This is a genomic window from Klebsiella sp. CN_Kp104 (assembly GCF_040064515.1).
Lineage (GTDB): Bacteria > Pseudomonadota > Gammaproteobacteria > Enterobacterales > Enterobacteriaceae > Klebsiella > Klebsiella aerogenes.
Window position 1 is genome coordinate 44,938 of sequence record NZ_JBEAII010000032.1, and the last position, 21,250, is coordinate 66,187.

Here is a 21,250-nt window from a genome sequence, read left to right on the forward strand (position 1 = left end):
TTCTTTTCTATTACCGCCTACCTTAACGATTCAGCTACTACACTCATTGATACAAATCAATTTAGAACTTACCTACCACTTAATGAGTATATTCATGATTTATAATGATTTTTCTAAGTTGCGGAAAAATCAGGCTTTTCCGTTTTGTTCTTTTTATGTACAAAGGCAGCGGAAGAAATAAGCAATGTTCAGGGGAGCAGACTATGTCGACAACGCCGTTGTGGTTAATTCAGAACGTCCATCTGCCACAGAAGGAAGGGCTGTGGCAGATTGCGATTGATAAAGGGCGATTCGGCGACATTACGCCGATGGGAGAGGCGCGCAGCGAGAGCTACGAAGTGCTTAACGCCCGCGGCGGATTGGCCATCCCGCCGTTTATCGAACCGCACATTCATCTCGATACCACGCAGACGGCGGGAGAACCGAACTGGAACCAGTCCGGAACGTTGTTCGAAGGGATTGAGCGTTGGGCGGAGCGTAAAGCGCTGCTAAGCCATGAGGATGTGAAAGCCCGCGCGTGGAAAACCCTGCGCTGGCAAATCGCTAACGGCATCCAGTTTGTCCGCACCCATGTCGATGTTTCCGACCCAACGTTGACCGCGCTGAAAGCGATGCTGGAAGTCAAACAAGAGGTAGCGCCGTGGGTCGGTTTGCAGATAGTCGCCTTCCCCCAGGAAGGGATTTTATCCTACCCCAATGGTGAGAGTTTGCTGGAGGAGGCGTTACGGCTGGGCGCCGATGTGGTTGGGGCGATCCCGCATTTCGAATTTACTCGTGAATATGGTGTGGAATCACTGCATATCGCCTTCCGTCTGGCGCAGAAATACCAGCGTCCGCTGGATATCCACTGTGATGAAATTGACGATGAACAGTCGCGCTTTGTCGAAACGGTCGCCGCGCTGGCGTTAAAAGAGGGAATTGGCCCCCGGGTGACCGCGAGCCACACCACCGCGATGCACTCCTATAATGGCGCTTATACCTCGCGGCTGTTCCGCCTGTTAAAACTCTCGGGCATTAACTTCGTCGCCAACCCGCTGGTCAATATTCATCTGCAGGGGCGCTTTGATGGCTACCCGAAGCGGCGCGGCGTGACGCGAGTTAAGGAGCTGATGGCGGCCGGCATTAATGTCTGTTTTGGCCACGATGATGTGTTCGACCCGTGGTATCCGTTGGGAACCGGCAACATGCTACAGGTGCTGCATATGGGGCTACACGTTTGCCAGTTGATGGGCTATCAGCAGATTAACGACAGTCTGCAGCTGATTACCCACAACAGCGCCAGAACCTTTGGGCTCAATGATTACGGCATTGCTACCGGCAACCCGGCCAATCTGGTGATCTTGCCGGCGGAAAACGGTTTTGAAGCCGTACGCTGCCAGGTGCCGGTACGTTGGTCAATTCGTCAGGGAAGGGTCATTGCGACTACGCAGCTGGCGCAGACGTGGATACAGACCGATAAAGGCGGCGAGGAGTTGTTTTTTACCAAAAATAGCCCCTTTGCCGAAGCAAAGGGGCCTAAGGCTTAGTGCGCCGACGCGTTCTGACGGTGGCGGGAAACGAAGCCAAGGAGCAGACACATCACGAATACCACGGCATAGAGGCCGTTCGCGGTGTGCAGCGCGGCCAGCGGGCCGCTGGCCGCGACGATCGGCCCGGTCACCACGAAGGTCAGCATGGTGCCGATAGTGCCGCAGGTCAGAATGAAGTTCACCAGCTTCGGTGAAGCGACTTTAGTCTGCTGCGAGCCCAGAGTAATGATCGAGGTATAGATGGCGCTGGAGAAGAAGCCAAGGGTCAGGATGAACCACGGCATATGCTCCGGCGAACCGTTAATGAACAGATACATCAGGACTGTCGCCAGGCCCGCCAGCACGGTCAGGATGCGCTGCAGGTCGAAGAAGCGCAGGATGAAGCTGAACGACCACATGCCGATCATATAGGACATCCAGAAATCGCTGACCAACTTACCGGCGTCGCCGAGGCTCATGCCGAGGCCTTTGGCATATTCTGGTACCCAGGAGATAAAGCCCAACTGGCCGAGGATGTAGCATAGCGCGGCGATGGAAAGGAACAGCACGCCGATGCCCCATTTCTCTTTCACTACCGGCTGGCTGTTTTCCGCCAGCGCTTTGTTGCCAAGCACCGGGAACTCACAGCCGAAAGTCAGCACGAAAATAGCAACGTAGACCAGGCCGATACAGGCGTAAACCCAGTACCACTCGATGCTGCGCGCTAGCAGAACGGCGGCGACCATCGGGAAGATCATCCCTGCCATGCTGAAGAAGGAGTCCGTGAACAGCAGACGCGCGCCGCGCTGGCGGCCTTCATACATGTGGGTAATCAGGAAAGTACCGATCGACATGGTGATCCCGCTGACCAGACCGAGCACGAACATCGACGCGGAGAACAGCGTCAGGCTGTGGCCGAACATCAGCCCGGCGATAGCTAACAGCATCAGGATAAAGCCGAAGCGAAGCTGGGTTTTCAGCGGCACGATCTCCATTAGCCAGGCATTCAGGAAGATAGAAATCAGAATACCGGCATTGAGGAAGGTAAAGGTGTTACTCATACTGGACACCGGCAGATGGAAATAATCCGCGATGTTCCCCATCACCATCCCGGTGACGATCACCAACGCGCCGGTCAGGGCGTAGGAGAAAAAGCTGATCCATGTGAGCTTGATACGATTGCTGTTAGTCATGACAGGCCTGTGAATAGATAGGTAAAGCGCGTTGACGCTGCGCCGGGCGCACAGATTTTATTCATTCAAGTGATGAAGGCAAACGTTTATATTGAAATGTAGAGCTTATTGCATGGTTTTGTGTGACTTTGATCACATTAATAAGATTGCTCACACCTGAGTCAGTTCGTAACAAGTGTTTCAGCTAAGTAAAATTAGGTAAAAGGCTAGCCCGCTATGCAAAGGCTCTTTAGAATCAAGGCACTTGCTTTTTACTCTGCTCCGTTAAGGAATTTCCATGCTCAAATCCACTCTGGCGGCGATGGCTGCCGTATTCGCCATTTCAGCATTCTCCCCCGCCATGGCGGCCAAGGGCGACCCGCACGTACTGCTGACCACTTCTGCTGGCAACATCGAGTTGGAGCTGAATAGCCAGAAGGCGCCGATTTCTGTCGATAACTTCCTGAAGTACGTGAACAGCGGTTTCTATAACAACACGACCTTCCACCGGGTGATCCCAGGCTTTATGGTGCAGGGCGGCGGCTTTAACGAGCAGATGCAGCAAAAGCAGCCGAACCCGCCGATTAAAAACGAAGCCGACAATGGCCTGCGTAATACCCGCGGCACGATCGCCATGGCGCGTACTGCCGACCAGGACAGCGCGACCAGCCAGTTCTTCATCAACGTGGCCGATAACGCCTTCCTCGACCATGGCCAGCGCGATTTTGGCTACGCGGTATTTGGTAAAGTGGTGAAGGGAATGGACGTCGCCGACAAAATTTCTCAGGTTCCGACCCACAACGTCGGCCCATACCAAAATGTTCCGTCCAAACCGGTCGTTATTCTCTCGGCGAAAGTGCTGCCGTAATCCTCTTCTGGCGCGGGCGGTCCGCCTGCGCCCTGCTTGCCTCTCTGCGTAACCTGAAATTGCTGCTTATACTTGTGGCACACAGGGGACGATAAGGGAGGCGACCATGCGTTTACTCACCGATAAACAAAAATCCCGGCTCTGGGAACAGACCCGCAATGCCAATTTTCAGGCCAGCCGACGCCTTGAAGGCGCGACGGTACCGCTCGTTACCTTGACGGCTGAGGAAGCGCTGGCGCGTCTTGCCGAGCTGAGGAGGCGTCATGAGCGCTAAATATGGCGACGATCGCGACCCCTATCTCTATCCGACGCTGGATGTGTTGCGTAATCGGCTGGGTATTCGTCAGGCGCAGCGGCTGGAACAAACGGCATGGGAATTCACTTCGCTGCGCGCGGCGACGATCCCGTTGGGCCCACGCGGCCGCGGCTTACCGCATCTGTGCGCCATTCACCGGCAACTTTATCAGGATCTCTTTGACTGGGCGGGCAAACTGCGGGAAATCGATATCTACCAGGGCGATACGCCGTTTTGCCACTTCGCGTGGATAGAGAAAGAGGGCAACGCGCTGATGCGCAAGCTGGAAGAAGAGGACTATCTGTGTGAACAACCCCGGGAGACGTTCGTCGAGCGACTGAGCTGGTACTACGGCGAAATCAATGTCCTGCACCCGTTCCGCCTTGGCAACGGCCTGACGCAAAGGATCTTCTTCGAACAGTTGGCCATTCACGCCGGCTACCTGCTTGACTGGCGGGGCATCGATCCGGATGCGTGGAGCCAGGCTAACCAGCTGGGCGCAATGGGCGACCCGGAACCGCTGGAGCGGATCTTTCGTAAAGTGGTAAGCGAAGCGCGGGAATCTGAGTAGAATAGCCCGGTTTTGTTTTTTCCGGAGCCGCTATGATCCTGCTAATCGATAACTATGACTCTTTCACCTGGAATCTGTACCAGTACTTTTGCGAACTGGGGGCGGAGGTGCTGGTTAAGCGTAACGATGAGTTAACGCTGGCAGAGATAGCGTCGCTGGCGCCGGAGAAAATCGTTATTTCGCCGGGCCCCTGCACGCCCGATGAGTCAGGTATTTCGCTGGACGTTATCCGCCGCTATGCCGGAAAAACCCCGCTGCTCGGCGTGTGTCTGGGTCATCAGGCTATCGCCCAGGTCTTCGGCGCCGCCATCGTACGCGCCGCTCAGGTTATGCATGGTAAAACGTCGCTTATTGAGCACAACGGCGAGGGCGTTTTTAAGGGGTTAAACAACCCGCTCACCGTTACGCGTTACCATTCGTTAGTTATCGACCCGCCAACCCTTCCCGTGGATTTTATCGTTACCGCCCGCAGCGCCAGCGGTGAAATCATGGGTATCCGCCATCGCCAGTGGGATCTCGAAGGCGTGCAGTTCCACCCGGAGAGTATTCTTAGCGAACAGGGACACCAACTGCTGGAAAACTTCCTTAAACGCTGATTTGTAGTTGCCATGAGTTGATTTATTATGCATATTTTGTGATTAAAACATCGCAATCATTGCACGTTACACAGAAGGATGGGCATCACATGGCAACAGAGCAACCGGCAATCACCCGCGCCACATTCGATGAAGTCATTCTGCCGATTTATGCACCGGCGGAGTTTATTCCGGTGAAGGGGAAAGGCAGCCGCGTTTGGGATCAGCAGGGCAAAGAGTACGTTGATTTTGCCGGCGGGATTGCGGTGACCGCGTTGGGCCACTGCCACCCGGCGCTGGTGGCGGCGCTGCACGAGCAGGGCGAAACCCTGTGGCACACCAGCAACGTTTTTACCAACGAGCCGGCGCTGCGCCTGGGTCGCCAACTGGTGGACGCTACTTTTGCCGAACGCGTGGTGTTTATGAACTCCGGTACGGAAGCCAATGAAACGGCGTTCAAGCTGGCGCGTCATTACGCAATCACTCGCCATAGCCCGTACAAAACCAAAATCATCGCTTTCCATAATGCCTTCCACGGACGGTCGCTGTTCACCGTCTCGGTTGGTGGTCAGCCGAAATACTCTGACGGTTTTGGGCCGAAACCGTCAGATATCGTGCATGTCCCATTTAACGATCTCGAGGCAGTGAAAGCGGTGATCGATGACCATACCTGCGCGGTGGTGGTTGAGCCGATTCAGGGCGAGGGCGGGGTAATGGCGGCGACGCCGGCGTTCCTGCAGGGGCTGCGCGAACTGTGCGACAAGCATCAGGCGCTGCTGGTATTTGATGAAGTACAGTGCGGTATGGGCCGTACCGGTTCGCTGTTCGCCTATATGCATTACGGCGTGACCCCGGATATCCTGACCAGCGCGAAGGCGCTCGGCGGCGGTTTCCCGATTAGCGCGATGTTGACCACCAATGAAATTGCCAGCGCCTTCCATGCCGGTTCCCATGGCTCCACCTACGGCGGCAATCCGCTGGCCTGCGCGGTGGCGACCGCGGCTTTCAACCTGATTAACACGCCGCAGGTGCTGGAGGGCGTGAATGCCAAACGGGCGCTGTTTGTCGATCACCTGCAGCAGATCGATGCGCAGTTTGATCTGTTCAGCGACATCCGCGGCATGGGGCTGTTAATCGGCGCCGCGCTTAAGCCGCAGCATCATGGACGCGCGCGCGATTTCCTCTATGCCGCGGCGGAGGCCGGGGTGATGGTGTTAAACGCCGGGCCGGACGTAATGCGCTTTGTGCCGTCGCTGGTGATTGATGATAGCGATATCGCCGAAGGGATGGCGCGCTTTGCACAGGCGGTTAAAAACGTGCTTAGCGCCTAGTCGTGCGTAGCCAGATGCCGTGATGCGGACGCTGACGCCATGCCACCGACGAAATGGTGTGCATGGTGTTCAGATGGCCGAGGATCCGCTGCAGATGCTGCTCAAGGGTGCTGAGCGGCCCACGCAACACTTCCCCGTCCTGGGATTCCATAATATTTACATCGCCCGCGCTGCCCGGCCCGTCTGAATCCAGACGCTGCTGACAGCGCTGCAGCGCAATTTCACAAGATTCCAGATACCGCTGCGCCAGGTCAGGCGTTAGCATCGTATGCTCGCGCGCCAGCGTGGTCATGGCGTTGATATGTTCAACGATAAACTGGCTATGGGTTACCCACAGCTTCATATCTTCCAGATAGTGCGAGTTAAAACCCGGTTCCTGCATCGCCTGGTTAAGCGAGTTATACAGGGCGTTGTGCGCCTGGTTGACGCGCATACGCTGGTAGGCCAACGCCGGGGCTTGCGGATCGGCGCTAAGTATCAGCCGAATAGCCTCCTGATCGGCCTCCAGAGCATCGTGGGCGTTTTTACGCAGCAGGCCGCTCTGCCATTGCGGCCATAGCCAGACCATCCCGCCAAAGGCGATCAGACAGCCAATGATGGTATCGATAAAGCGGGCGACGATGAACTGCTCGCCGTTAAGCGTTAGCAACTGCAGGGTATATACCGCGGTGACGGTAAAGCCCACCATCGCCCAGCCGTAGTGTTTACGAATGATGAGATAGCTCAGCAGCGTGATGAACAACATACCGCTTAACGTATAGCTCTCCGGTACGTGGAAGTGTAAGGTCAGCCAGGCGATCACCAGGCCCGCCAGGGTGCCTGCCGCCCGGTGGACAATCCGCACGCGGGTGGCGCCGTAACCGTTTTGCGTCACGAACAGCACGGTCATCAGGATCCAGTAAGGCTTCGGCAGGTGCAGGGCGCTGCCCATCAGGCTGGCGATGCTCAACATTACGCTGATGCGCGCGGCGTTGCGCAGCGCCGGGGATTTCAATGACAGGTAGTTCTTCAGCGCCGGTAGCAGCGGCAGGCGTCGTTCTTTGTCCGCCATCAGGTTACGTGCGTACAGCGGGCGCTGAGTACGTAGCACGCGGGCGATACGACTGAAGTGCCAGGCGCAGAACTGGCCAACCGGGTTATCGGGATGCTGATAGGCGATTTTTTCCAGCGCGCCGATTTGCTTATCCATCTGAAAGCGGCGCGGGTAGCGGTGGTAGAGAATATCATCCGCCAGCACCCGCAGACGAGCGGCGACGGTCTGCGCGTTCCAGCGGATGACCGCTTCCGCATGGCTGCGCTCCACCAGTTTTTGCACCTCTTCCGGCTGGTGCAGGCTCACTGAAATATGTTCCTGCAGATCCAGCCCAACCTGGAACGCGCGCAGCAGTCGCTTATGATCGCTACGCTGGTTGGCGGCTAACATATGCATCTGCTGATAGCACTGGGTAATTAAATCGACTACCTTCTGCTGGCGGGTAAGCAGCGGCGGCAGGGAGGTCGTCGGGTCAGTGTGCTGCGTCAGGAGGCTATATTTGGCCTCGCAATAGTTAGCCAGTTCGCGGTAAAGCAGGCTTAACGACTCGCGCAGCGGCTGCTCTCGCCAGAGCCAAAACCAGAACCAGTTAAAGAGTCCGTACCACAAGGTTCCCAGCGCATAGATAAGCAGCGGCTCCCAGATGGGCATATTGCCGGCCAGGCTTAAGGTAAAAATGGCGGCGATAAGCGATGCCGGCAACAGGCGAGCGTGTAGCGAGCTGATTTCCGCCGTCACGCCGAGAATCAGCGCCAGCGCGCTGAGGATAAGCGGCAACGGGATGTCGCGCGCCAGAAGCAATTGCACAATCAGGCTGCTGCCGGCAAACAGGCAGCCGCCAACGATCAGGCGTTTGAAAAAACGTTTATGCGGGGTGTCGAGACCGGCAATATTGCAACAGGCGGGAACTAAAGAGAACAGCAGCCCTTGCTGCAGATGGCCGAGCAGAAGCCCGATGGCCACAGGTAGACACAGCACCAGCGTTTGCCGCAGTGCATAGTTGACTTCCGGGTGGTAAATCAGCCTGCGCCACATGGGAGAAACAAAAACGGCGTACTGCGCGGAGAAATACGCCGTTTAGCGACTTAACGGGTACCGTAGACGACGATAGTTTTACCGTGTGCCGAGATCAGGTTTTGATCTTCCAGCATCTTCAGAATACGGCCGACGGTTTCACGAGAGCAACCGACGATCTGGCCAATTTCCTGGCGGGTGATTTTGATCTGCATCCCGTCCGGGTGAGTCATGGCATCAGGCTGTTTCGCCAGATTCAGTAAGGTCTGAGCGATACGGCCCGTCACGTCGAGGAAAGCAAGGTTACCGACTTTCTCGGAAGTGACCTGCAGACGACGCGCCATCTGCGAGGAGAGGCGCATCAGGATGTCCGGGTTCACCTGGATTAACTGACGGAATTTTTTGTAAGAGATCTCGGCCACTTCACATGCGGTTTTCGCACGTACCCAGGCACTACGTTCCTGACCTTCTTCAAACAGGCCTAATTCACCGATGAAATCGCCCTGGTTGAGGTAAGAGAGGATCATCTCTTTACCTTCTTCATCCTTGATGAGTACAGCCACGGAGCCTTTTACGATGTAGTAAAGCGTTTCCGCTTTCTCACCCTGGTGAATCAGCGTGCTCTTTGATGGGTACTTATGAATGTGGCAATGAGACAAGAACCATTCAAGGGTAGGGTCTGTTTGCGGTTTGCCAAGCACCATGCGCGGTTATCCTCTGTTATAAGCTATCTCCGGACGCCGACACTACACGGCATCCGGGCATGCAATCGTATTTTTCCCTATGCCTGGGAAGCTGGCTGCTCAATTTATGCAGCCTGTAATGTGAACTCCTCAGCATACATGCGGTACATCAATGTATTACTGTAGCATCCAGACTGTTTTAGCATAGCTTTCACCGCATGTCTCCTGGTGTCTCGCTTCAGCATGACCCAGGTCGCCTTCCGTTGCGAGATTTGTTATGTGCGCGTAATCTGTCAGGAAAATTGCAACAGCGGAGTTAAATTTTATGCAAGCGCGTGTGAAATGGGTGGAAGGTCTAACCTTCATCGGTGAGTCGGCCTCCGGCCACCAGATTTTAATGGATGGCAACTCCGGGGACAAAGCGCCCAGCCCGATGGAGATGGTGTTAATGGCGGCGGGCGGCTGTAGCGCAATTGACGTGGTGTCTATCCTGCAAAAAGGGCGTCAAAACGTCACTAACTGCGAAGTGAAGCTGACCTCCGAACGCCGTGAAGAGGCGCCGCGCCTGTTCACTCATATCAATCTGCACTTTATCGTCACCGGTAAAGAGCTGAAGGATGCGGCGGTGTCCCGTGCGGTGGATTTATCCGCGGAGAAGTACTGCTCGGTGGCGTTGATGCTGGAAAAGGCGGTCAACATCACCCACTCTTACGAAGTCATCGAAGCCTGAGGCGAATTGACGTAGCGGGACACTAACCCCGGCAGCACGGCGACCGGGGTTTTATTTTGCCCTTAACTAATGGTTTTGCCTTCCATCAAGCGCTCGACCAGCGGCGCCATAATGAGCTCCATCGCCAGCCCCATCTTACCGCCCGGCACCACCAGGGTGTTCATATGCGAGATAAACGACCCCTGTAACATCGCCAACAGCCAGGGATAATCAATCCCCTGCAAATTGCGGAAGTGAATCACCACGAAGCTTTCATCGAGCGATGGAATACCTTTGGCGGCAAACGGATTCGAGGTATCCACCGTCGGCACGCGCTGGAAGTTGATATGGGTACGTGAGAACTGGGGGGTGATGAAATTGATGTAGTCCTCCATCGAACGCACCACTGAGTCCATCACCGCTTCGCGCGAATGGCCTCGTTCGCTGGTATCGCGAATGAGCTTCTGAATCCATTCGAGGTTGACGATCGGCACCACGCCGACCAGCAGGTCGACATGTTTCGCCACGTCATGCTGCGGCGTCACCACGCCGCCGTGCAGCCCCTCATAAAACAGCACGTCGGTCGGTTCAGGCAGCGGCTGCCACGGGGTAAAGGTGCCGGGAACCTGATTCCAGGGAACCGCTTCATCATAGGTATGGAGATATTTTCGCGACTGGCCCTTGCCGAATTCGCCGTACTCTAAAAAGGTGCGTTCAAGTAGGCTGAAGTCGTTGGCTTCCGGGCCGAAGTAGCTGATGTGTTTGCCCTGATCGCGCGCTTTGCGGATCGCCATGTCCATTTCCGGGCGAGTATAGCGATGGAAGCTATCCCCTTCGACCTCCGCGGCATGCAGGTTCAGTTGCGAGAAAATTTTGCGAAACGCGAGGCTGGTGGTGGTGGTGCCCGCGCCGCTGGAGCCCGTGACTGCGATCACTGGATGTTTGGCAGACATAACAACTCCCTGATTAAGTGATGGTGTGTCGCCGTATCGCGCCAGGCTCTCGCGGTTAGAGGGGCATGGCGCTTAGCCGTTAAACATCTTGCGGGGCATGATGTTGACCGTCTCGTGCAGTTCTGACCACACCAGCACGGCCTCCCCGGTTTTAAGCTGCTGTTTTACATCGGCGACTTTATCGGCAAGCGAACGTTCATGTTCACCATAATCGGTGCCTTCGCGCAACACAAAGCTTTCAATCAGATTATCCAGCGTTTCGGGATCGAGATCCTGCCAGGGAATAATCATGCTTGTCCTCCCAGCCAGCGGGTTAACCAATCCGGAATACGTTGCTCCAGCCACATTTGCGGTTTTCGCAGCGTACCGCCGACAAAGCCAACGTGGCCGCCTTGTTCCGTGAGCTGATATTCGACATTAGCCGGCAGCTGTTCCTGCGGCGGTATTGAATGATGGTCCATAAATGGATCGTCTTTTGCGTGAATGATCAGCGTCGGCTTGGTGATATCGCTTAAGCGCGGCATCGCGCTGCACTGTCGGTAATAGTCTAGCGCATCGGCGAAACCGTGGATTTTGGCGGTGATCATGTCGTCGAATTCGCGGATGCGGCGCATGCTTTTGAGCTGGCGAAGATCCACCGGCAGCGAGCCTGGATAGGCTTTCAGCTTGCGCGAGGCGTTGGCTTTCAGCAGGTTGAGCAGGTAACGCTGATAGACGCGCGAAAATCCTTTATCCATATGGTAGCTGCAGGCTTCCAGCATAAAGGGCGCCGAGACAATGACGGCCGCATCGAGCGGAATATTGTCGCCTTCTTTCGCCAGCAGACAGCCCAGCATGTTGCCGCCAAGCGAATAGCCTACCGCCGCCGTCGGCGCGGCGCCGAATTCACGCCGCAACCAGTGCAGGAACCAGGTGCCGTCTTCCGTTTCGCCAGAGTGATAAATACGACTGTTGCGATTCGGCTCGCCGCTGCAGCCGCGAAAATGCATCACCACCCCGAGCCAGCCGCGCTGCATGGCGGCGTGAATTAAACCGTGGGCGTAAGGGCTGTGCAGGCTGCCTTCCAGACCGTGAAAAACCACCAGCCGCGGTTTGTGGCGCGCGCCGGCGGGATCTTCGCTCCAGGCCAGATCGACGAAATCGCCATCCGGCAGCTCAAGGCGCTGCCAGTGCGGCGTAAATCGGAGCTTGCGGCGGATGATCCGCGGCAGCATGGTTTGCAGATGACGATTGCCCACGCCGCGCATCGGATGGAATTCGCGCGAATCGTTATCGGGGGGCGTCACTGCTGTCGGGGTTATTTCAACCATAGTACCAGGATTATTAAGAAACTTTTAGAACACTATACCGCGCATAAAAGTGGGCGGTTAGCCAATATGTGGTCTTGCGGCTAATCGGCAAGCAGATTGCGCGAGAAGAGGTGGATATCCGCACCGGGCTTGAGCCGCCACAATCGCGCCTTTCGCGCCCCTGTCGCCAGCGTTTCTCCGGTTTCTTCGAACATGCCGGAGGCCTCAAAACGGCGGATTAGGCTTTTACGCTGAATCGGCTGGCCGAGGATGATTTCGGTCGCTTCCTGCAACTGGCCGTGGGTAAAGGTATCCCCCAAACAGTAAACAGGCAATAACGAATACATCGTTTTCTGGCGCAGGCGCTCCAGCGCGGCGCTGACTATCTGCCGATGATCGAAGGCCAGGCGATATTCATCAAGCTGCTGGACCGGCACCCAGCGGGCATCGCTGACGCTGGCGATATGCGGCTGACAGTCTACCCAGGCGATTAGCGCGAACCAGGCAACGGTCAGGCTCCAACCGCGCGGATCGCGGTCCGGTCCGGAAAAGGTACCGAACTGCTCCAGCCAGGAAGGGGAAATGCCGGTTTTTTCCGTCAGTTTCCGTAGCGCCGTAGTGCGGGTGGACTCATCGTGGGCCATATCGATAAATCCGCCGGGCAGCCCCCATGCGCCTTGCTGTGGAGGATTCGCGCGTTCAACCAACAGTACGCACAGCGCTCCCTGATGAAGGGTAAACAGCACGCTGTCGACGGTTACCAGCGGTGAAGGAAAACGGCTGGCGTCGTAGTGGTTGAGGTAATCGGCGTCGGTGGTCATAACATGCTCGCTGCGCAATAAGAACGCCGACAAGTGTACCAGCCCCCTTCAGAGCGGCAAGTGGCTATTTTTTCCTTCTATCTTTCAATGGGTTAATTCTTTTTCGTCGCGGAACGATATTTAATGCTTGCATGAATAGTGTCTTAAGGACATTATTAATCGTGTCCAAGAGACATAATTTAGGCGAGGAGGCCATCATGAGCGAAAAATTCACACTTTTGCTGGACGATACAGCGGTAACCCTTGCCAGCGGCGTCTTCCCTGATGGCGCAGGCTGGCTGAAAGTGACCGGTGAGCTGCCGGCCTCCGCCGCGTTAATGCGCATCCGGGCGGTCGCGCTACGTGATATGAATGATTTTATGCTGCTGGCCCAGTTGGTGGAGGCTGTTCGCCATGTGACCGATGTCGCCTTCAGCCATCTGGAGCTGCCATGGCTGCCGTGGGCGCGCCAGGATCGCCATATGGTGCCAGGCGACAGCTTTGCGCTGAAAGTTTTTGCACAGCAGTTGAATACACTGGGATTCGACAAAATTGTGGTCCTCGACCCGCATAGTGAGGCCGCGGCGGCGGCGGTAAACAACCTGGTCGCGATCAGCCAACAACAGTGCCTGCTGCAGAACTCCCATCTGCGACGTGCCATCGCCGCCGGGGAGTTAATGCTGGTGGCGCCGGATGCTGGAGCGTTAAAGAAAATTCAGTATGTCGCTAAAGCCTGTGGCGCCAGCGAGTTTGCGATCCTCAGTAAGGAGCGAGATGTCGCTAGCGGCGCGTTAACAGGCTTTTCGCTGCTGGCCGGAGAGGTGGCGGGTAAAGCGGTACTGATCGTTGATGACCTTTGCGATGCCGGTGGAACGTTTATCGGCTCGGCGCAGGTCCTGCGTGACGCCGGCGCGCGTAGCGTTAGCCTGTACGTGACGCATGGCGTCTTTTCTAAAGGCATTACGCATCTATTGAATAATGGCATCGATGCTATTTACTCCACCACCTCTTATGCCTCTGCGGCTTTAGTCCATCCACAGCTGGAACTGATTGATATTGAAACCATTTACCGCGCTTATTGGGGATAACAAAATGAAAATGAATCCGATTCTGGCTATCGATGGTTATAAAGTTTCCCATCGCGTTCAGTATCCACAGGGGACGACTAAGGTCTATTCGAATTTTACGCCGCGCGGCGACCGTTTCTTTCAGTCGCCGCTAGCGGATGGCAAGTTGGTATTCTTCGGCTTACAGGGTTTTTTACAGTGGTTCCTCATCGATCTGTTTAACGAGGGCTTTTTCGCTCGTCCGGAAGAGGAAGTGGTCAGCGAGTATAAGCAGGTTATGGACGGCTACCTGGGACGGGATAGTGTCGCGGTAGATCATATCCGCGAGCTGCATCAGCTAGGCTACCTGCCGCTGCACATCAAAGCGCTGGATGAAGGCACGAAAGTGCCGATGAAGGTACCGGTTTTAACCATCACCAATACCCTGCCGCAGTTTTTCTGGCTGGTGAACTATCTGGAGACGGTCCTTTCGGCAGAACTGTGGAAAACGTCGACTAATGCCACTATCGCGCATCACTATCGTCTGATCTGCGAACGCTGGGCGGAGCAAACCTGTAGCGATCTGACACATCTGGATTTTCAATGCCACGACTTTTCGTTTCGCGGCATGTCCGGGCTACATGACGCCGCACAGTCTGGCAGCGGGCATCTGATTAGCTTTAAAGGGACGGATAGCCTGCCTGCGCTGCTCTACGCTCGTGATTACTATACTCGGGGTGAAGAAGACACGATCGGCGCCAGCATCCCCGCTACCGAGCATAGCGTGATGTGTATGGGCGAGCGGGCTCGGGAGATAGAAACTTTTCGCCGGCTCATCGCTGACGTCCACCCGCAGGGGTTTGTCTCTATTGTTTCCGATACCTGGGATTACTGGCAGGTACTGACCGAGTATACCCGCGAACTGAAAGCCGTCATTATGCAACGCCAGGGACGTGTGGTATTCCGACCGGACAGCGGCGATCCGGTGGCTATCCTCTGCGGCACTGCCGCCGATGATGATACCCGCAGCGATCGTCGCGCCGAGGAGAAAGGTTCGGTTGAGGTGCTGTGGGAAATCTTTGGCGGGACGATTAACGAGAAGGGGTATAAGGTGCTGGACCCCCACGTAGGTCTGATTTATGGCGATTCTATTACGCTTGCGAGAGCGGATGAGATCCTGCGTCGCCTGGAAGCTAAAGGCTTTGCCAGCGCTAACGTGGTATTCGGGGTGGGTTCATATACCTACCAGTATAATACGCGTGATACTTTCGGCTTTGCGATGAAAGCCACCTGGGGAGAAGTGAATGGCGAAGGAAGAGCGCTCTTTAAGGAGCCAAAAACCGACAACGGCCTGAAACGTTCTGCGCGCGGGCTGTTACGCGTAGCGCGCGATGCCAGCGGCGAGCTACGGCTGCATGACGATCAAAGCCAGGAGCAAGAAGGTCAGGGAGAGCTAACCACTCGTTTCCTTGATGGCCAGCTGTTTGGTTACGAATCATTGTCACAGATCCGCGCCCGGCTGGCGGCGCAGCGTTGATGCCAGGCGAATGAAAAAAGGCGGGATATCCCGCCTTTTGTTGTCACTGTCTTGCATTAACCTTCCTGCAGCATCCGTTCCAGCTGTTCCTGCGCGTCCAGCCACGCCATCTCGCACTCTTCGAGCCCTGATTTGGCGCTCGCCTGCTGCTGCAGGCACGCGGTTAATTCCGCTTTGCGCGAGGCGTCATATAACTCGCTGTCGCCCAGTTTCTCTTCCGCCTGCGCCAGCTGCGCGTTGAGTTTATCCATCTCTTTTTCCAGACGGGCGATCTCTTTACGCAGCGGTTGCGTTTGCGTGCGCAGTTCGGCTTCGCGGCGTTTTTGATCCTTACGCGCCTGCGCGCTGTTGCCGTTATCCTTCGGCGCTTCAGAGGCCTGGTTTTCCTGCTTCTGCGAATCACTCAGCCACTGCTGATAATCTTCCAGATCGCCATCAAACGGCTCAACTTTACCGTCGTGTACGAGGTACAGATCGTCAGTAGTGGAGCGGATCAGGTGACGATCGTGCGAGACCACGACCAGCGCCCCTTCGAAGTCGATCAGCGCTTCGGTTAAGGCCTGACGCATATCAAGATCAAGGTGGTTGGTCGGTTCATCGAGCAGCAGTAGGTTAGGGCGCTGCCAGACGATTAACGCCAGCACCAGGCGCGCTTTTTCACCGCCGGAGAAACGGCGGGTCTCTTCGCTGACTTTATCCCCCTGGAATCCAAAGCCGCCGAGGTAGTCGCGCAGTTTTTGTTCCAGCTCCTGCGGCGCCAGGCGGGCCAGATGCTGTATCGGCGACTCATCGGCGCGCAGGAATTCGAGCTGATGCTGGGCGAAGTAACCGAGCTTAATCCCTTTCGCCAGGCCAATTTCACCGGACAGCGGCTGTAACTCACCGGCCAGCAGCTTAATCAGCGTTGATTTACCGGCGCCGTTGCGCCCCAGCAGACCGATACGCGAACCGGGCACCAGGTTCAGCTTGATGGAGTCGAGAATAATCCGTTCGCCGTAGCCGGCGCTGACTTTTTCCATCTTGAGTAACGGGTTTGGCAGGCTTTCCGGCGCGCGGAAGCTGAAGTGGAACGGGTTATCGACGTGCGCCGGAGCGATAAGTTCCATGCGCTCAAGCATTTTGATACGGCTCTGTGCCTGCTTCGCTTTGGTGGCCTTGGCGCGGAAGCGGTCGATATAGCTCTGCAAGTGGGCTACGCGCTGCTGCTGGCTTTCATACATGGCCTGCTGCTGCGACAGACGGGTCGCGCGCTGGATTTCAAACGAGCTGTAGTTACCGGTGTATTCGAACATCGTTTGCTGTTCGATATGAATAATTTTATCGACGATCGGATCGAGGAAATCACGATCGTGGGAAATCAGGATCAGCGTACCGGTATAGCCTTTCAGCCATTTTTCCAGCCAGATCACCGCATCAAGATCGAGGTGGTTGGTCGGTTCGTCGAGCAGCAGCAGGTCGGAACGGCAGATCAGCGCCTGCGCGAGGTTTAAGCGCATACGCCAGCCGCCGGAGAAATCACTGACCGGGCGCTCAAGCTGCTCGTTACTGAAACCAAGGCCGTGTAGCAGGCTGGCGGCGCGGGAACGAATAGTCCAGGCGTCAATGGCATCCAGCTTACCGTGAACGGTAGCGATGGCGTGGCCGTCGTCGCGCTCATTGGCCTGCTGTAAATCGGCTTCCAGCTTGCGGAACTCGCGATCGCCATCAATAACATAATCAATAGCCGGTTGCGGCAGGGCCGGCGTTTCCTGATTAACCCACGCCAGCTGCCAGTTGCTCGGGAAGGTCATGGAGCCGCCGTCGGCGCTTATCTCGTTTTTCAAAAGCGAAAGCAACGTAGATTTACCGCAGCCGTTTTTACCCACCAGACCGACCTTCTGGCCAGGATTGATGGTGGCGGTGGCGTTGTCCAGCAGGACGCGTACGCCGCGACGAATTTGTAACGAGGAGAAAACAATCATAAGGCGCCGTATGTTCAGACTATGTTAATTTGTCTTTATGATAATGTAGTGTGGAAGCGAAACGCTCCATAGGGCCGCAATGGTAGCCCAAAATGAAGACGATAGACAAAGTCATTCTGGTTGCGTCGAGACGCAGCCGCTTCGCAAGCCGCCAGATGACGTTCGGGAGGGGAATGATGTCTCAGACAGCGAAAGTGTTGCTGCTGTATGCCCACCCAGAATCTCAGGATTCCGTGGCCAACCGGGTTTTGCTTGAACCGGCCTTACAGTTGCCGAATGTCACCGTGCACGATCTTTATGCGCACTATCCAGATTTTTTTATTGATATCGCCCATGAGCAGGATCTCCTGCGTCAGCATCAGGTGATTGTTTTCCAACATCCACTGTATACGTGGAGCTGCCCGGCATTGTTGAAAGAGTGGCTGGACCGGGTGCTGAGCCGCGGCTTCGCCAGCGGCGCGGGAGGAAATCAACTGGCGGGAAAGTACTGGCGTAGCGTGATCACCACCGGCGAGCCGGAGAGCGCTTACCGCCGCGATGCTAATCGCTATCCGATGAATGATATTCTGCGCCCTTTTGAGTTAACGGCCGGCATGTGCCGCATGCACTGGCTGAGTCCGATTATTGTCTACTGGGCGCGCCGACAGCGGCCGGAAGATTTGCAAAGCCACGCCCGCGCATATCGCGATTGGCTCGCGAATCCTGTTGCTACAGGAGGCGTCAATGGCGGGAGCTGATTTGCTATTAGCAGGGGTACTGTTTTTGTTTGCCGCCGTGGTGGCGGTACCGCTGGCGGCCCGGCTGGGCATTGGCGCCGTGCTCGGCTACCTGCTGGCCGGGATTGCAATTGGCCCGTGGGGGCTTGGCTTTATTAGCGATGTGGATGAAATTCTTCACTTTTCCGAGCTGGGCGTTGTATTCCTGATGTTCATCATCGGCCTTGAGCTTAATCCGGCCAAACTGTGGCAACTGCGCAACTCGATATTCGGCGTCGGCGCGGCGCAGGTGCTGTTTAGCGCGGCGATCCTCGGCGGATTGCTGGTGGTCACCGGGTTTTCGTGGCAGGCGGCCGTGGTGGGCGGTATTGGGTTAGCAATGTCCTCTACCGCAATGGCGCTGCAGCTGATGCGCGAGAAGGGAATGAGCCGTAACGAATCCGGCCAGCTGGGCTTTTCAGTTCTGTTATTTCAGGATTTAGCGGTGATCCCGGCGCTGGCGCTGGTCCCGCTGCTCGCCGGACACGGCGACGATAACTTCAACTGGATGTCGGTGGGGATGAAGGTGCTGGCTTTCGCCGGCATGCTGATTGGCGGCCGTTTTCTGCTGCGCCCGGTTTTCCGTTTTATCGCCGGTTCCGGCGTGCGTGAGGTCTTTACCGCCGCCACGCTGCTGCTGGTGCTGGGTTCCGCGCTGTTTATGGACGCCCTGGGGCTGTCAATGGCGCTGGGGACGTTTATCGCTGGCGTGCTGCTGGCGGAAAGCGAATATCGCCACGAGCTGGAAATCGCTATTGAGCCGTTTAAAGGCTTGCTGCTGGGGCTGTTTTTTATCTCCGTCGGCATGGCGCTGAATCTTGGCGTGCTATATACCCATCTGTTGTGGGTCGCGCTGAGCGTTGCCGCGCTGGTGGCGGTTAAAGCGTTGGTGCTTTATGTATTGGCCCGGCTATATGGTTTGCGCAGCTCCGAGCGCACGCAGTTCGCCGGCGTATTGAGCCAGGGCGGCGAGTTCGCCTTTGTTCTCTTTTCCATGCCGGCTTCGCAGAAGCTGTTCCATAACGATCAAATGGCGCTGCTGCTGGTTACCGTAACCTTATCGATGATGACCACGCCGCTCCTGATGAAGGTCATTGATAAAGTGCTGTCGCGACGGCTTAACCCGGCGGAGGATACCGATGAGGCGCCATGGGTCGAGGATGATAAGCCACAGGTGATTATCGTTGGCTTCGGGCGTTTTGGTCAGGTGATTGGGCGCCTGCTGATGGCCAATAAAATGCGTATTACCGTGCTTGAACGCGATATCAGCGCGGTCAACCTGATGCGCAAATATGGCTACAAAGTCTATTTCGGCGATGCGACGCAGCTTGAGCTGCTGCGTTCGGCGGGGGCGGAAGAGGCGCAGTCTATTGTGATTACCTGCAACGAGCCGGAAGATACCATGAAGCTGGTGGAGATGTGCCAACAGCATTTTCCCCACCTCCATATTCTGGCGCGTGCGCGGGGGCGCGTAGAGGCGCATGAGCTATTACAGGCGGGCGTGACGCAATTCTCGCGAGAAACCTTCTCCAGCGCCCTGGAATTGGGGCGCAAGGCGCTGGTGACCCTGGGAATGCATCCGCATCAGGCGCAGCGCGCGCAGTTGCACTTTCGACGCCTCGATATGCGAATGCTGCGCGAGTTAATGCCAGTGCATACTGATACCGTACAGATATCCCGCGTGCGGGAAGCCCGGCGCGAGCTGGAAGAGATTTTTGAGCGTGAAATGCAGAAAGAAAGCCGGCAGCTGGACGGCTGGGACGAGTTTGAATAGAAGGTAGAGCAAAATGGCGGTACGTAAACGTTTTATTGCCGGCGCAAAATGCCCGGCGTGCCAGGCGCAGGATTCACTGGCGATGTGGCGCGAGAATAATGTCGATATTGTTGAGTGCGTTAAGTGCGGACATCAGATGCGCGAGGCCGATAAAGAGGTCCGCGAGCACGTTCGTAAAGAAGAGCAAGTGATCGGCATTTTTCATCCGGACTAGCGTTATCTGTCGCCTTTTTTTAAGCTAAAGGGTACACGGCTGCAGAATTCCGCTACAATCTGCGCCACTATTCTTCCCATGCTCAGGAGATATCATGAAAGTAGCAAAAGACCTGGTGGTCAGCCTGGCCTATCAGGTACGTACAGAAGACGGTGTGTTGGTTGATGAGTCTCCGGTGAGTGCGCCGCTGGACTACCTGCATGGTCACGGTTCCCTGATTTCCGGCCTGGAAAACGCATTAAACGGCCACGAAGTAGGCGACAAATTTGATGTCGAAGTCGGCGCGAATGACGCGTACGGCCAGTATGACGAAAACCTGGTTCAGCGCGTTCCTAAAGACGTTTTCATGGGCGTTGACGAACTGCAGGTTGGCATGCGCTTCCTGGCTGAAACCGACCAGGGTCCGGTACCGGTAGAAATCACCGAAGTCGGTGACGATTTCGTGGTGGTTGACGGCAACCACATGCTGGCTGGCCAGAATCTGAAGTTCAACGTAGAAGTTGTCGCCCTGCGCGAAGCCACTGCAGAAGAGCTGGAGCACGGTCACGTACACGGCGCTCATGGCCACGATCACGATCATGACCACGGTCATGACGGTTGCTGCGGCGGCCACGGCCACGATCATGGTCACGACCATGAACACGGCAAAGGTGGTTGCGGTAACGGTGGTTGCGGTTGCCACTAATGGCGTCGCGTTCGCGCGAATAGCCAAAAAAGCGGGGAAACCCGCTTTTTTTACGTCTCAATAATGCGGTGGCGGCGTCTCTTCAGACTGTGACGCGATGTGCGACGGCTGTGTCGCTTTCAATTTTTCGATTACCAAGCGCATATGTTCGCGCATTTTGGCCATTTCTATTTCATGCGCCGTGACGGTTTTGTTGAGGTCCTCGATGGTGATCTCCTGAAACGCCAGTCGGCTTTCCAGTTCCGCCAGACGCGTCTCCATTGTGCTATCGTTCATAGGTCGCCTCTTCTGTCTTGTTTGCGGGCGGATTCTACTCAAGTTTCCGCGTTAACGCAGCATCGTAACGTCAGAGAGGAAACTAATTCATACAAAAATAGTCTGAAATGAGGCGATATTCAGGTAGGTCCGTATGTAGATTTGTTCTGCAACGTTCTATAGTACGTTTTTTGCTTTTTATTATAACCCTGGGGTGAGATG

At 55.9% G+C, this 21,250-nt stretch carries 22 protein-coding genes; 13 read left to right on the forward strand and 9 right to left on the reverse strand.

What is annotated here, in order from left to right; all coding sequences use genetic code 11:
* Positions 1-203: 203 nt before the first annotated feature.
* Positions 204-1,526 (forward strand): cytosine deaminase, encoded by a 1,323-nt coding sequence (locus ABLU80_RS17265; RefSeq protein ID WP_348850243.1) that lies wholly within the window; start codon positions 204-206, stop codon positions 1,524-1,526.
* Here the strand turns inward: ABLU80_RS17265 and tsgA are convergent.
* A complete protein-coding gene (gene tsgA / locus ABLU80_RS17270) occupies positions 1,523-2,701 on the reverse strand; it encodes an MFS transporter TsgA (protein WP_015369396.1) in 1,179 nt (392 codons plus the stop codon). The two genes, ABLU80_RS17265 and tsgA, sit on opposite strands and share 4 nt — an antisense overlap.
* A gap of 277 nt (positions 2,702-2,978) precedes the next feature.
* On the opposite strand from tsgA, the gene ppiA reads away from it, so the two are divergent.
* The 5 genes from ppiA to ABLU80_RS17295 all read left to right on the forward strand — a co-directional run bounded on the left by ppiA (position 2,979) and on the right by ABLU80_RS17295 (position 6,320).
* Positions 2,979-3,548 (forward strand): peptidylprolyl isomerase A, encoded by a 570-nt coding sequence (gene ppiA, locus ABLU80_RS17275; protein WP_015369397.1) that lies wholly within the window; start codon positions 2,979-2,981, stop codon positions 3,546-3,548.
* A 106-nt stretch (positions 3,549-3,654) separates the two neighbouring features.
* The gene (locus ABLU80_RS17280) at positions 3,655-3,822 is read left to right on the forward strand and encodes a YhfG family protein (RefSeq protein ID WP_015703650.1); all 168 of its coding nucleotides are present in this window, start codon (positions 3,655-3,657) and stop codon (positions 3,820-3,822) included.
* On the forward strand, positions 3,812-4,414 hold the full coding sequence (locus ABLU80_RS17285) for a putative adenosine monophosphate-protein transferase Fic (RefSeq protein ID WP_015369399.1): 603 nt from the start codon (positions 3,812-3,814) through the stop codon (positions 4,412-4,414). Before ABLU80_RS17280 ends, ABLU80_RS17285 begins: the two co-directional genes overlap by 11 nt.
* Before the next feature lie 32 nt (positions 4,415-4,446).
* Positions 4,447-5,010 carry an aminodeoxychorismate synthase component 2 gene (gene pabA, locus ABLU80_RS17290; RefSeq protein ID WP_348850244.1) on the forward strand — a complete coding sequence of 188 codons (564 nt, stop codon included), beginning with the start codon at positions 4,447-4,449 and terminating at the stop codon, positions 5,008-5,010.
* Positions 5,011-5,099: 89 nt separating this feature from the next.
* The gene (locus ABLU80_RS17295) at positions 5,100-6,320 is read left to right on the forward strand and encodes an aspartate aminotransferase family protein (protein WP_348850245.1); all 1,221 of its coding nucleotides are present in this window, start codon (positions 5,100-5,102) and stop codon (positions 6,318-6,320) included.
* Here ABLU80_RS17295 and ABLU80_RS17300 read toward each other — a convergent pair.
* Together ABLU80_RS17300 and crp are read right to left on the reverse strand one after the other, a co-directional pair.
* Positions 6,310-8,388, reverse strand: a complete 2,079-nt coding sequence (locus ABLU80_RS17300) for a YccS/YhfK family putative transporter (protein WP_015369402.1) — start codon at positions 8,386-8,388, stop codon at positions 6,310-6,312. The two genes, ABLU80_RS17295 and ABLU80_RS17300, sit on opposite strands and share 11 nt — an antisense overlap.
* A 50-nt stretch (positions 8,389-8,438) precedes the next feature.
* Positions 8,439-9,071 (reverse strand): cAMP-activated global transcriptional regulator CRP, encoded by a 633-nt coding sequence (crp, locus tag ABLU80_RS17305; protein WP_000242758.1) that lies wholly within the window; start codon positions 9,069-9,071, stop codon positions 8,439-8,441.
* A 304-nt stretch (positions 9,072-9,375) separates the two neighbouring features.
* On the opposite strand from crp, the gene ABLU80_RS17310 reads away from it, so the two are divergent.
* Complete coding sequence (locus ABLU80_RS17310) at positions 9,376-9,780, forward strand: OsmC family protein (RefSeq protein ID WP_015703648.1); 405 nt, start codon at positions 9,376-9,378, stop codon at positions 9,778-9,780.
* Positions 9,781-9,842: 62 nt separating this feature from the next.
* On the opposite strand, the gene ABLU80_RS17315 is transcribed toward ABLU80_RS17310, so the two are convergent.
* The 4 genes from ABLU80_RS17315 to ABLU80_RS17330 form a co-directional block, all read right to left on the reverse strand.
* Positions 9,843-10,712 carry a phosphoribulokinase gene (locus tag ABLU80_RS17315; protein ID WP_015369404.1) on the reverse strand — a complete coding sequence of 290 codons (870 nt, stop codon included), beginning with the start codon at positions 10,710-10,712 and terminating at the stop codon, positions 9,843-9,845.
* A gap of 72 nt (positions 10,713-10,784) precedes the next feature.
* Positions 10,785-11,003: a YheU family protein gene (locus tag ABLU80_RS17320; RefSeq protein ID WP_015369405.1), complete on the reverse strand. Its 219-nt coding sequence runs from the start codon at positions 11,001-11,003 to the stop codon at positions 10,785-10,787.
* Positions 11,000-12,022, reverse strand: a complete 1,023-nt coding sequence (locus ABLU80_RS17325; RefSeq protein ID WP_015703647.1) for a hydrolase — start codon at positions 12,020-12,022, stop codon at positions 11,000-11,002. Before ABLU80_RS17325 ends, ABLU80_RS17320 begins: the two co-directional genes overlap by 4 nt.
* Positions 12,023-12,102: 80 nt before the next feature.
* Positions 12,103-12,822: an NUDIX domain-containing protein gene (locus tag ABLU80_RS17330; protein WP_032715609.1), complete on the reverse strand. Its 720-nt coding sequence runs from the start codon at positions 12,820-12,822 to the stop codon at positions 12,103-12,105.
* 197 nt (positions 12,823-13,019) lie between these two features.
* On the opposite strand from ABLU80_RS17330, the gene prs reads away from it, so the two are divergent.
* Positions 13,020-13,889 carry a ribose-phosphate diphosphokinase gene (gene prs, locus ABLU80_RS17335; RefSeq protein ID WP_042893909.1) on the forward strand — a complete coding sequence of 290 codons (870 nt, stop codon included), beginning with the start codon at positions 13,020-13,022 and terminating at the stop codon, positions 13,887-13,889.
* Between the two features lie 4 nt (positions 13,890-13,893).
* Positions 13,894-15,384 (forward strand): nicotinate phosphoribosyltransferase, encoded by a 1,491-nt coding sequence (locus ABLU80_RS17340; RefSeq protein WP_042893925.1) that lies wholly within the window; start codon positions 13,894-13,896, stop codon positions 15,382-15,384.
* Between the two features lie 56 nt (positions 15,385-15,440).
* On the opposite strand, the gene ABLU80_RS17345 is transcribed toward ABLU80_RS17340, so the two are convergent.
* On the reverse strand, positions 15,441-17,345 hold the full coding sequence (locus ABLU80_RS17345; protein WP_015703646.1) for an ABC transporter ATP-binding protein: 1,905 nt from the start codon (positions 17,343-17,345) through the stop codon (positions 15,441-15,443).
* A gap of 173 nt (positions 17,346-17,518) precedes the next feature.
* Here ABLU80_RS17345 and kefG point away from each other — a divergent pair, with 173 nt between their 5' ends.
* From kefG to slyD, 4 genes are all read left to right on the forward strand, one after another.
* Positions 17,519-18,082 carry a glutathione-regulated potassium-efflux system ancillary protein KefG gene (gene kefG, locus ABLU80_RS17350; protein ID WP_015369408.1) on the forward strand — a complete coding sequence of 188 codons (564 nt, stop codon included), beginning with the start codon at positions 17,519-17,521 and terminating at the stop codon, positions 18,080-18,082.
* Entirely contained in the window at positions 18,069-19,874 is a 1,806-nt protein-coding gene (gene kefB, locus ABLU80_RS17355) for a glutathione-regulated potassium-efflux system protein KefB (protein ID WP_015369409.1), read from the forward strand. The genes kefG and kefB overlap by 14 nt, the downstream gene beginning before the upstream one ends.
* Before the next feature lie 13 nt (positions 19,875-19,887).
* Positions 19,888-20,088, forward strand: coding sequence for a YheV family putative zinc ribbon protein (locus tag ABLU80_RS17360; protein ID WP_004106389.1), 201 nt, complete (start codon positions 19,888-19,890; stop codon positions 20,086-20,088).
* Positions 20,089-20,182: 94 nt separating this feature from the next.
* Entirely contained in the window at positions 20,183-20,773 is a 591-nt protein-coding gene (gene slyD / locus ABLU80_RS17365; RefSeq protein WP_015369410.1) for a peptidylprolyl isomerase, read from the forward strand.
* Positions 20,774-20,830: 57 nt separating this feature from the next.
* On the opposite strand, the gene ABLU80_RS17370 is transcribed toward slyD, so the two are convergent.
* Complete coding sequence (locus tag ABLU80_RS17370) at positions 20,831-21,049, reverse strand: protein SlyX (protein ID WP_015703644.1); 219 nt, start codon at positions 21,047-21,049, stop codon at positions 20,831-20,833.
* Positions 21,050-21,250: the final 201 nt, after the last annotated feature.

What these genes read in the sequence shown, in the direction of transcription:
- kefG (WP_015369408.1), top strand. Translation starts at nt 17,519, where the DNA reads ATGATGTCTCAGACAGCGAAAGTGTTGCTGCTGTATGCCCACCCAGAA.
- ABLU80_RS17330 (WP_032715609.1), bottom strand. Translation starts at nt 12,822, where the DNA reads ATGACCACCGACGCCGATTACCTCAACCACTACGACGCCAGCCGTTTT.
- crp (WP_000242758.1), bottom strand. Translation starts at nt 9,071, where the DNA reads ATGGTGCTTGGCAAACCGCAAACAGACCCTACCCTTGAATGGTTCTTG.
- ABLU80_RS17295 (WP_348850245.1), top strand. Translation starts at nt 5,100, where the DNA reads ATGGCAACAGAGCAACCGGCAATCACCCGCGCCACATTCGATGAAGTC.
- ABLU80_RS17360 (WP_004106389.1), top strand. Translation starts at nt 19,888, where the DNA reads ATGGCGGTACGTAAACGTTTTATTGCCGGCGCAAAATGCCCGGCGTGC.
- ABLU80_RS17280 (WP_015703650.1), top strand. Translation starts at nt 3,655, where the DNA reads ATGCGTTTACTCACCGATAAACAAAAATCCCGGCTCTGGGAACAGACC.
- tsgA (WP_015369396.1), bottom strand. Translation starts at nt 2,701, where the DNA reads ATGACTAACAGCAATCGTATCAAGCTCACATGGATCAGCTTTTTCTCC.
- pabA (WP_348850244.1), top strand. Translation starts at nt 4,447, where the DNA reads ATGATCCTGCTAATCGATAACTATGACTCTTTCACCTGGAATCTGTAC.
- ABLU80_RS17325 (WP_015703647.1), bottom strand. Translation starts at nt 12,022, where the DNA reads ATGGTTGAAATAACCCCGACAGCAGTGACGCCCCCCGATAACGATTCG.
- ABLU80_RS17370 (WP_015703644.1), bottom strand. Translation starts at nt 21,049, where the DNA reads ATGAACGATAGCACAATGGAGACGCGTCTGGCGGAACTGGAAAGCCGA.
- ABLU80_RS17310 (WP_015703648.1), top strand. Translation starts at nt 9,376, where the DNA reads ATGCAAGCGCGTGTGAAATGGGTGGAAGGTCTAACCTTCATCGGTGAG.
- ABLU80_RS17300 (WP_015369402.1), bottom strand. Translation starts at nt 8,388, where the DNA reads ATGTGGCGCAGGCTGATTTACCACCCGGAAGTCAACTATGCACTGCGG.
- prs (WP_042893909.1), top strand. Translation starts at nt 13,020, where the DNA reads ATGAGCGAAAAATTCACACTTTTGCTGGACGATACAGCGGTAACCCTT.
- ppiA (WP_015369397.1), top strand. Translation starts at nt 2,979, where the DNA reads ATGCTCAAATCCACTCTGGCGGCGATGGCTGCCGTATTCGCCATTTCA.
- ABLU80_RS17285 (WP_015369399.1), top strand. Translation starts at nt 3,812, where the DNA reads ATGAGCGCTAAATATGGCGACGATCGCGACCCCTATCTCTATCCGACG.
- ABLU80_RS17340 (WP_042893925.1), top strand. Translation starts at nt 13,894, where the DNA reads ATGAAAATGAATCCGATTCTGGCTATCGATGGTTATAAAGTTTCCCAT.
- ABLU80_RS17320 (WP_015369405.1), bottom strand. Translation starts at nt 11,003, where the DNA reads ATGATTATTCCCTGGCAGGATCTCGATCCCGAAACGCTGGATAATCTG.
- ABLU80_RS17315 (WP_015369404.1), bottom strand. Translation starts at nt 10,712, where the DNA reads ATGTCTGCCAAACATCCAGTGATCGCAGTCACGGGCTCCAGCGGCGCG.
- kefB (WP_015369409.1), top strand. Translation starts at nt 18,069, where the DNA reads ATGGCGGGAGCTGATTTGCTATTAGCAGGGGTACTGTTTTTGTTTGCC.
- ABLU80_RS17265 (WP_348850243.1), top strand. Translation starts at nt 204, where the DNA reads ATGTCGACAACGCCGTTGTGGTTAATTCAGAACGTCCATCTGCCACAG.
- slyD (WP_015369410.1), top strand. Translation starts at nt 20,183, where the DNA reads ATGAAAGTAGCAAAAGACCTGGTGGTCAGCCTGGCCTATCAGGTACGT.
- ABLU80_RS17345 (WP_015703646.1), bottom strand. Translation starts at nt 17,345, where the DNA reads ATGATTGTTTTCTCCTCGTTACAAATTCGTCGCGGCGTACGCGTCCTG.